This window comes from Candidatus Jordarchaeum sp. (assembly GCF_052745115.1).
On the sequence record NZ_JBRAKS010000137.1, the window covers coordinates 1 to 9855 of the forward strand.

Genomic DNA, 9855 nt, shown 5'->3' on the forward strand with positions numbered 1-9855 from the left:
CATAAACAAAACCAAATTCAAATAAAAATAAAATTAACAATTCGGAAATACTGCCGGGGGTGGCTGCGTTTTCGAGGTGGTGGTGTTTATAAAGGGTGGAATGCTGAACGGGGTATGTGTATAAGGGTGCGCTGTTTTAACCCACCTCCAGCAATGGACAAATCCTTTGAGAAGAAAGAGTTACTAATTTTGTCCCAAAGCGAATCTTAAATATTCTTGAGGATCAGAGATCACAGCATAATTATATTGTTCCTTTCTCCTTCATCCGGTCAATCTCTTTAAACTTGGGTAGATACTCGTCCACCACGTAGGTTAAACCGTAGCGGCTGAAAGCCTGCTGCTCAGCCTTCCTCTTAAACCTGAAAATACCACATACTTTTATTCTATAAGATAATAATATATTTATGTAGTGTAACATTTAGAGTGTGGTGCAAGTGCAGAAACTTGTTTTCACCGTAGTGATTGAGAGGGATGAAGACGGTTACCTTATAGCTTCTGTTCCAGAGTTGCCCGGCTGTCACACCCAAGCAAAAACCCTAGACGAGTTAATGGAGCGAATAAGAGAAGCCATCGAACTCTACCTAGAAGTAGAGGACAAATCAGAGGAAATTAAAAAGAGAGAACTCGTCGGAATTCAATTTATTGCGGTTACTGAAAATGAGCCTTAAACCATTGCCAGCCGAGAAAATAATCCGCGCCCTAAAAAAAGTAGGATTCGAAATCGTAAGGCAAAAGGGAAGCCACGTTATACTCAAAAACCCAGAAGGAAAAATCACAGTAATCCCCCTCCACAAAAGTGAACAAATAGGCAAAGGACTCCTACTCAAAATAATCAAGGATACAGGCTTAAAAAAAGAATACCTCTCAGCCCTCCTAAAGAAACAACTATCCACACCGCTGTCAACGAAGCAGTGAGGGTAATCACAAACAATAACACGTCAGAAAGACGAGAAGAAAAAAGCAGAACTCGAAGAAAATAGAATAGAAACCAAACTCGAACCCACATACATATACAACAGAGGAAAAATCATAAGCGTGGAATGGATGCTAGAATGGTTCGAACACCAAAAGAACGACATCGAAAACGGGCAAGACTGAGCGACTATTCAGAACTACAATCATCCAGAGGGTGAATATGAGAAGCCTCATAAAAAAGAAAGGAAGAAAAGACTACAACGTGACTAAATGAGTCCTTTCTCCCTCATATCGGATACCTGTTTAAGCTTAGCGGGCAGATACTCGTCAACCACATAGGTTAAACCGTAGCGGCTGAAAGCCTGTTGCTCCGCTTTCCTCTTAATCTTTATAAAAGTCCTAAGCTCGTCCTGCCAGAACTTGGAACGATACCGGGGGTCCTTAAGCAGGTCATTACACCTCTTTATGTCAATCTCACTGAGCTTGTCACTAGGCAGTTTATAATGTTCAATATCACTAGCCCAGACACCCATCCAGACGGCATCAGGCGTAGCTAAACCCGGAAGATGAGCAGACGACGCGCTACCACTGATAACGACCATGGCTATGTGTGCGCCCAAACATCTAACAAGATATTTGGAGTGCGCCCCAAGGGTCACCGTCTGTGAAGATGTATACTGGTAGGTTTAGTTCGTAGTGTAGTCTTCTTATTAGTCGTCTGGTGCTTCTGGGTGCTTGTCCTGCGGTGTGGATTAGTATGGCGTTGTATTTTTCGTTTACTTCTTCTTCTACAAATCGGGTGAACATGCCGCCGGATTCTATGGCTATTACTTTGTCGGCTTTGGTTTGTATGAATTTGGAGTTTACTAGGTGTGGTCCGATCATTACGCCGTCTGGGCTGTCGCTCATGGTGACTCTTCGGCCGGCGTATCTTGCGGGTGTGGTGTATTCTACTGTGAAGTCTCCGTAGATTGCGCTTCTTTCTTCTGGGAATACTTTGAAGTCTTCTCTGGGTATTGATAGCATGGCTTCTACGTCGGTGATGCATATGTCGGATTCTTGTTGGTCTGCGAATTTGATTTGGTAGGCTTCGCTGCTGTAGTAGACGTCTCGTAGGGTGCTGGATTTGTCTACTTTTAGTAGGTCTTTGAGGAATCTCATGACCCAGACTAGTTGGGAGAAGCTTCGTATTTGTCCCATGCTTTTTGCGGTTCTGGTTACTGTTTTTTCTCCTAGTACGTATTGTCTGAGGTCTTCGTCGAAGACTATGTTGGAGGTGCTTCTGCTTGGTATGTCTAATTCGGGGAATTCTCCCCGGTTTACTTCTTGGTATAGTTCTTGTCCTAGGTGGGATAGGTTTTTGTCTACTTCTTTTTTTATTTTTTGTTCTTTTTCGAATAGTTCTTTTTCTTTTTTTATTGCTCTCTGTTTTTTGGCTTCGGTTTCTTTTAGTCTTAGGTTAATTGCTCCGTCTTTTTCTTCTACTTCGATTACTTCTGCTTCTATTAAATCTTTTAGGATTTTTTCGTATTCTTCTTGGTTTTTTACTTTGAGCTGTTTTGCGAGGGCGTCTTTTGCTTTCCATTTTCTGCTTAGGGCTTTTATTACTTTGTCTCCTGTGAGCATTTCTTATTCCTCCTCTGGTTCTTTTTCTACGGCTTCGTCCAAAAGTTTGGTTGTCTCCTCACTTTCCTCTATGATTTCTGTTAGTTCTTTTTGTTTGGTTGTTTTGGGGCGTTTGGGGGTTTTGGATTTTCGCTTTTTGGTTTTTTTCTTTGGGGTTTTTGGTTTTTCTTCCTTGGTGGTTTGGGCTGCTTTTTTCGCCTTCGTTTTCACTGTTGTGGCTTTTTCTATTTCTTCTTCTGCGATCGCTGCTGTGGAGTTTTCTTCGGGGGTTGCTGGTCCTTCTATTACGGCTGCTTTTCTTTCTGCGAGTATTTCTCCGATTTTTTCCACCTCTTCTTCAGTTGAGGTTTCGACTAGCTGGTCTATTTCCATTTCCGCATCTTCCGCTGTCACCAACACTTCTTCTACCTCTTCCTCTTCTTCCTCTGTTGCTGGTTCTTCGATCATTGCTTTGCTTTTCTCTATGAGTTTTGCGTAGTCTGGTACTTCTTTTTTCTCTGCTAGTGCTGCTATGTCTCGGACAATGAGTGGGAGGTATTGTTCATAAATGTTTATTCTTTGTCTTTCTCTGGCTATGCGCTCCTTTTTCTGGATGAAGCGCATTAGTTGTCGGGCGCATTCCATGATTCCTCTTCTGATTTCTGTTTCTAGCTCTGGCCGGTCTGCTATGAATTCTTTGCCCGCGGTTTTGAAGGGTATATTGGTGCTTACGATGTGGACGAACACCGCTATGGGCATTCCGGCTTTTATTTTGTATCGAGTCCAGGGTATGGCTCTTATGACTTTGGCTGAGACATCTTTGTATTCGTCGTAGAGTAGTGGGATGCGGTTAGCGAAACGGTAGAGTACGATGTTTTCTTTTCGGGGCACTTCTCCACCGTATGCCATTCCTACCTCCACTATGAAGGGGTGTCCTCCGTATGATGATGGTGGACGTTGGACGACGGCGACGAAGTCTGGTTTGAGTTCTTTTTTTATTCCTGTTTTCAGTAGGTCTACTCCGAGGGGTGAGAGGCATTTTGCGTCTGGTGGAAGAAATTCTCCGAATGTTTTCATTTTTCTTACAAGTTTAACTATTTGGGCGGTGTTTAGTGATTTGGGATCGGTGCTTTCTGGTATGTCAACCGCTTTTAGAAATTTTTGTGCGGTTTTTTGCCCCACTCGGTGAAAGTGGGATCGAAGGAAGGTTGCCATGTCTGTGGTTTTTGTTTCTGAAATTATGCGGGTTACTCGCTCTACGTCAACCCCCACCGGGTGGGGTTGTACCTCTGTTGGTGGGGGTGGTAATATTTTTATGCTGCTTGTAAAGTAGTAGAGTACTCCATCGGGATCGATGAACATAATAGTAGCGTATGGTGTAATTAGAGCTGTTTCGCGAATATACTCTATTATTTGTTTTCTTGCTCTTGGCCAGTCTCCTTCAAGGGAGAACTCTATTATGGTGCCGTGCCACCCATCGCCGTTTTTTCTGCGGTTCCATTCTAATAGTTCAGGTTGATTACTCTGTATATCTATGCGAAGCGAGACGTCGTAAATCCATTCCGAATCCACATCACTGGATATTACGTGCAGGGGCTTGTGAGTAGTAATTTGACCGTAGAGGAAGGCCATTTTTCCTCCTAATCCGAATCTACCTCTTGCCTGGCGATGAGTGTACTTGGATCCGTATAGGATTCGCCCGAAACAGCTTTGTATGTTGTCTCGAGGAACTCCTATTCCGTTGTCCTCTACTCGTATTTGAAAGACGTTTTCTCCTTCGTCTTTCATGATGACCTTTAGTTCGGGAATTATTCCCCCGTCTTCACAAGCATCTAGGCTGTTTTCTACAATCTCGCGCACCGCGGTGTAAATGGCTCGGGTGGGATTATCAAACCCTGCGATGTCACGATTTCTGTAGAAGAAATCTGCAGCACTAATCGCTTTATAAGAAATTTTTGACATAATATTTTCCTTCTAGACAAAATTACGTGACTTTTTCTCTTAGTTATTAATAACTTAACTTTGCGTTTATTTTAAATTTTTTTATATAATAACAATCACTAGAAAAAACCTCGAAGCCAAAATTAAAAACAAATAATACTGTACAATACATAATATTTCACCAATGTTTTCTCATGGTGAAGTTTGAAAAAATTATTTTGTATTTTTAGTAATTTTTATGATCTGTTTTATTCCAAGATTTTTGTTACTCGCCCGATTGTTCTGGTGCTTCCTTCTCTTGTAACAATCCTGTCTCCTACTCTGATAAATTCTGGGAAGTACTTCAATCTTAATTTGACTTTGGCGAAGTCTCCTACAACCAAGTAATCATATCCTTCAATCTCTTCAAAAACCACTGTTTGATGTATGGTATTGGTCTGGAGAACCGGTGAGTATCCCACCGAGATTTTAGCCGGGTGCCTAGTTACCACAATGTTTGCTTCAAAGAATCTGCATGGTTGAATGTCTAAATCAATGTCAGAAATTACTTGGCCTCTTCTCAATTTTTTAGGTTCCACACGTTTGACGTCGAAGCCGAATATGTCACCGGCTTTGACTCGCTGCACTCTTTCCCGGAAAACCTCCACGGTTGCGATTCTTCCTTCAAAGAAGTCGCCGTTATTATCTGGTCCAATTTTCACTTTCTGGTCGGGTTTGAATATTCCCTGCTTTATGGTTCCGGTTACCACCACATTTGTTCCCGGAATTCCTTGGTAAACTTTATCGATGTAGGCGAGTGCTGGTTTTAGTATCGCGTCTTGGGTGATTCGTGAGGGTAGACAGGCCAGGATACTTACAAGTAGATTCAAACCATCGCCAGTGATGCTACTCACTTCAATTACCGGGACGATCACACGATGACCAATCTCTTTCTGAACAATTTTAATATCGTCTTCATCTCTAACCCATAAGGGAAGACGCCCAATGTTCTTAATGGTTTGGCGGATAACCTCTCTCACCCTTTCGAGCTCGGGAGGCTCTACCAGATCTATTTTCGAAATTAAAACAATAAATGGAGTTTCCTTATTCACCATCAGTAGTAGGTGCTCTCTTGTGATGTCGTCTAAACGCCAAATTCCTGTCCGCGTCTCTTCCGCTAACATAAGTTTATATTCGTCTCTCGCAGGGGCAAGTACCACACCATACTGAGAATCGCTACCCAGAATCGCTCTGATCATGGTCTTAATATACTCGCTATGACCGGGAGCATCAAGAGTGATGATTATTCTTTTCGCTTGGTCTAGTACTCTGGCTCTTTCCTCCGGGTTGAGCGGGCTTTCTAGTGGGGTTATGTTATTGTTGTGGTCTAATCCTATAAAGGCGAAGTGGAGGTCCGCTGTTTGTCCTTTTTCCAATTCTTGGGGATGTTTGAGAAGGTATGCTCTAGCGGATCCACGCCCATCGTCTAGTTTGTTTCCAAGAAGTACTCCTATTAGTGTGCTTTTTCCAGAGTTTACTCTTCCGGCGAAACCAATAGAGATCATGTCTTGCATTTCTTCCGAGGGTGTCTTCACTAAAACGTATTTTGTTACCAGTCCCTTGCTTGTTTTGAAAATTTGTCTTTCAGATATGGTTATTCCCGCTTCTTGACAGATCCTTCTTAAGACAAGGTCTGAAATTTCTACGTCTTCTTCTGTTAATCCAAAGATTTCCCATTTTTTATCATCAATATCCTCGATTCCTATGAAAAAGTTCCCCTCACCATCACTAGTAATATACTTTAACTGTGCTATTAGCTTGTGTTTTCTCTTTGGAGCCAAATCTCCCGCTTTCAAAAAACGTTTAAATTCTGTGCGGAAATTTTCACCCCTACTTAGAAACTCTCCAAGAGAATCATCAGACAATGTAAACACCTATTAATTATCAAATAAATATAATACAAATTTAAATATACTCTGAATAACAATTATTTGAACATTTATCTATGTAATATGAATTTCTTCTTCCCACTTCCATCTTTTGTTTAATATTTCTCTTTATAAATTCTAAAAAACTAGAGTTTTATTTTCTTCTATTTTTAGGAGATATAAATTAACTCGAATACTATGCTATTAAATCACATCAAATATTTCCGTGCTATTAGATGGTCGTGCACTTTCCTTCCCAGATTTGTTAAGTATAATTTTTCATCTTTAACGGAAACAAGGTTTAGGAGTTTTAAAACATTTATCATAAAGGAAAATTCATCTTTCCTGATGCCACTAACGGCTGAAACCTCCTCCTGTGTCATAATACTCCATCCTAGATTACCAATGATATTCGCTCCGTTTTGTCCTATTAATGACATAATAGAATTAATTTCTTCACTAGAACTTCTTAAATTAAAGGATGCACTAATATACTCGCACCTATATCCATTAACGAAGCATCTGCCTTCGCAGTTCCAGGTTCTATGCGAAAAAGGGTCAAGAAGACAATTGGATTCAACTGCATTTGAAAAAAATTGGCATTCTCCAACTTTGGAAGTATAACATGAGATAATTGCTTTGGCACAGTCGTCTGGAACTAAGGGATTAAAAACCGGTTCCTTTTTTTCTTCCATGTTTATTTCCTCGTTTTCCTGATTTTTTACTAGTCTGCTGGAAAAAATTGTACATGAATTGAAACCTATTGTGAACTTTTAAGCATTTTAGTATTTTTATCCGCAGATAGCTGTAGTATTCTCAGTGATATTTTCAGTTCTTTTTAAGCACTAAAATGTCTAAAACGCTCAAATAAAATCCGGGAGTTAAGCTTCTAATCCTTCTCTTATAGGGTATTTTAATTTCTAATTTTAAATCTTCAAGTCTGGCCCTGACTTTTTCACTCAGATTATTTAGTTGTTGAATTTTTGTTTCCTCTGCAAAAATGGTGTCATAGTAGTGAATTGTGCCTCCCGGAATAATTTTATGAGCAGCAATCTCTAAGTATTCATAAGCTCTGAGTGGGAGCGGCATTATAATCCTATTAGCCTGAACTGTTTCCTCAATCTTGGCTGCGTCACCTAGAATAGCGATAACCTTATCTTGCACCCCGTTAAGAAGAATATTTTTCTTTAAATATTCAATAGCTTGGGGGTTAATATCAACTGAAAACACTTTGCAGTTTTTAACTCTCTTGGCAATTAGTATCGAGAATGTTCCTATTCCCGAAAACATGTTTAGTACAACTTCTCCCTCTCTGACCAGGTTTGCCACTCGGTTGTGTTCGTAACTCAAACGCGGAGTGAAAAACACTTTCCCCAAGTCAAGCTTATACCTACACCCATACTCCCGGTGTTCAGTTTCGGTTCTATTTTCACCGGCTATAACTTTTATCTCCCCCACCCTCTGCTCATTCTTTATGCGTCCAGTTCGAACCGCCACCACCTTAAACTGGGGAAAATTCTCAAGCACCGCTTCACCTATCACCGAATAAAAATCCGATAATTCCTCAGGAAGTTTTAATAAACAAATATCTCCAACCTCCTCATGTCTACTAGGAATCAGAAATCTACAATTCTCTGGAACCAAGTTCCTAATCACTTGTGATAATTTCAAGATTTAATTCTCCCCTCTATGCCTCCCGCTCTTTCGAGAAAAGAAAATTATAAAAAATCTACCCAAGAGAAAAATTGAATTATGCCTCATTTTTCGAAGACCATTTTTTTAAAATGGTTCATATATGTCTTGGAACTGGGTTTCCGGAATTACATCGTGGGGGAGTCCTTCTCTGACCCCAACCATCGTTCTTTTAGCGTAGCGTGCTTTTTCCCACATTTCTTTCGTGTTTTTAGCACCAACATAACCGTATGCTGCTTTGAGAGCGGCTGCCAGGTCTCTAACCAATGTTCTAACAGAACCTCTATATGACACCACACCCTCGATGCCCTCCGCCACCTTCTTAGTTCCCCTAGTATACCTGTCTATAGCATATCTTTCTCTTATGGCTGAGGGAGACGCCATACCTCTGTATCTCTTCATCGGAACACCTCTTATGTATACTTTCTCACTGGGAGCTTCGTCAGTGCCTGAAAAAAGATAACCGCACATAACAGCGCTGGCACCAACACCGATTGCCTTGGCTATATCTCCACTGTCTCTAATTCCTCCGTCAGCAACTATGCTGATCTTGGCATCGTGTTCCAGAACAGCGCCCGCTACGAGAGCTGTAGCCGATAGTGTGGTAACTCCTACTCCGGTAACCTGTGTGGTTTGGCAGATGCTTCCTCCACCTAGTCCTACGCGCAGACTTGCTAGTTTATCTATGTCACTGGTGATTACCTCATGGGCTGCTTCGTCAGTAGCTATATTTCCATACATGATCCAAGCTTTTACATCCTTTGAAATTTTTTCCACCGATTTTATGGCGTTCACGTTCATTCCGTGAGCTATATCTATAACTAGGATATCTACTCCCACTAGGTCTAATCTTATGGCTCTCTCGTGGTCGAATGGGCTGATGCTTGCAGCCACCATTAAACGCCCTTCTGTATCCCGGGACACGTGGGGGGAATCCTCAAGTCTCTTAATATCTTTAAGAGTGATGAGACCAGTGAGCTTTTTGAGTTCGTTTAAAACCAGCAGTTTTTCAATTCGGTGAAGGTGAAGTAATTTTTTAACCTTTTCAGTATTTAGTTTTCCATTTTCCAGTATATCCTTCTCTAAAGCTGTGACCAGTTTTTCACTGGGGGTCATCTCTTCACTTACTGGAGAGTCAGGATTGGCGGCGATAACATCTCTACTGGTTATTATTCCCACTAAATTATCAGATTTATCGAGAACCGGTAGTCCTGATATGTTTTTTTCACGCATGATCCTAATCACGGTGGATATAGAGGTATCCGGTGTTACGGTTATAGGGTCTCTTATTATTCCGGATATCTCTTCGCGTTTGACTTTTTTAGCCATGTCCACCTCTACCTGCATTGGACAGTTTCTGTGAAGAACGCCTAAACACCCTTCCCTAGCTAAAGCTATACACATTTCTGATTCTGTAACACGGTCCATTGGAGAGGATATGAAGGGAATGGATAGCAGATGCTCGGGTGTTATCCAAACGGAAATATCGGCTTCGCTGGGTTCAAAGTCGCTGCTTCTCGGTAGTAGCGAAACATCGTCAAATGATAGGTGCTCATTAATGGTGTTATTGTATTTCATCCCTAATTTTTCTGCGAATTTCATCTGCTTCACCGGATTTTTGTATGTTTTAATGGATTTATCCTTAATGTGAATTTAAGATTTTTGTATGGATAAAACCTATTAGTTAATACATATTTGGAGTTTTAATATGTACTTTATCTATTATTTCAATTTTACATTTTTCCTATTGTTAGAGAATATATCCTGTAGAAATCATAGACATTTGTCACCCCCC

10 protein-coding genes are annotated in these 9855 nt (G+C 40.9%); 2 read left to right on the plus strand and 8 right to left on the minus strand.

Annotation, left to right across the window (positions count from 1 at the left end; translation table 11 throughout):
• Nucleotides 1-241: 241 nt before the first annotated feature.
• Nucleotides 242-418, minus strand: coding sequence for a hypothetical protein (locus ACUVXA_RS10940; RefSeq protein ID WP_445871296.1), 177 nt, complete (start codon nucleotides 416-418; stop codon nucleotides 242-244).
• 16 nt (nucleotides 419-434) lie between these two features.
• Between ACUVXA_RS10940 and ACUVXA_RS10945 the strand changes: the two genes are divergently transcribed.
• Complete coding sequence (locus ACUVXA_RS10945) at nucleotides 435-668, plus strand: type II toxin-antitoxin system HicB family antitoxin (protein ID WP_445871297.1); 234 nt, start codon at nucleotides 435-437, stop codon at nucleotides 666-668.
• Nucleotides 658-915 (plus strand): type II toxin-antitoxin system HicA family toxin, encoded by a 258-nt coding sequence (locus ACUVXA_RS10950; RefSeq protein WP_445871298.1) that lies wholly within the window; start codon nucleotides 658-660, stop codon nucleotides 913-915. The genes ACUVXA_RS10945 and ACUVXA_RS10950 overlap by 11 nt, the downstream gene beginning before the upstream one ends.
• Nucleotides 916-1181: 266 nt before the next feature.
• On the opposite strand, the gene ACUVXA_RS10955 is transcribed toward ACUVXA_RS10950, so the two are convergent.
• The 7 genes from ACUVXA_RS10955 to guaB form a co-directional block, all read right to left on the minus strand.
• Entirely contained in the window at nucleotides 1182-1517 is a 336-nt protein-coding gene (locus ACUVXA_RS10955; RefSeq protein WP_445871299.1) for a hypothetical protein, read from the minus strand.
• 22 nt (nucleotides 1518-1539) lie between these two features.
• Nucleotides 1540-2541 carry a DNA topoisomerase IV subunit A gene (locus tag ACUVXA_RS10960; protein WP_445871300.1) on the minus strand — a complete coding sequence of 334 codons (1002 nt, stop codon included), beginning with the start codon at nucleotides 2539-2541 and terminating at the stop codon, nucleotides 1540-1542.
• Between the two features lie 3 nt (nucleotides 2542-2544).
• Nucleotides 2545-4482 (minus strand): DNA topoisomerase VI subunit B, encoded by a 1938-nt coding sequence (locus tag ACUVXA_RS10965; protein ID WP_445871301.1) that lies wholly within the window; start codon nucleotides 4480-4482, stop codon nucleotides 2545-2547.
• 227 nt (nucleotides 4483-4709) lie between these two features.
• Entirely contained in the window at nucleotides 4710-6365 is a 1656-nt protein-coding gene (locus tag ACUVXA_RS10970; RefSeq protein ID WP_445871302.1) for a GTP-binding protein, read from the minus strand.
• A gap of 212 nt (nucleotides 6366-6577) precedes the next feature.
• Entirely contained in the window at nucleotides 6578-7063 is a 486-nt protein-coding gene (locus tag ACUVXA_RS10975; RefSeq protein ID WP_445871303.1) for a hypothetical protein, read from the minus strand.
• Nucleotides 7064-7196: 133 nt separating this feature from the next.
• Nucleotides 7197-8039, minus strand: a complete 843-nt coding sequence (locus tag ACUVXA_RS10980; protein WP_445871304.1) for a class I SAM-dependent methyltransferase — start codon at nucleotides 8037-8039, stop codon at nucleotides 7197-7199.
• A gap of 108 nt (nucleotides 8040-8147) precedes the next feature.
• Nucleotides 8148-9662, minus strand: coding sequence for an IMP dehydrogenase (gene guaB, locus ACUVXA_RS10985; protein WP_445871305.1), 1515 nt, complete (start codon nucleotides 9660-9662; stop codon nucleotides 8148-8150).
• Nucleotides 9663-9855 lie beyond the last annotated feature (193 nt).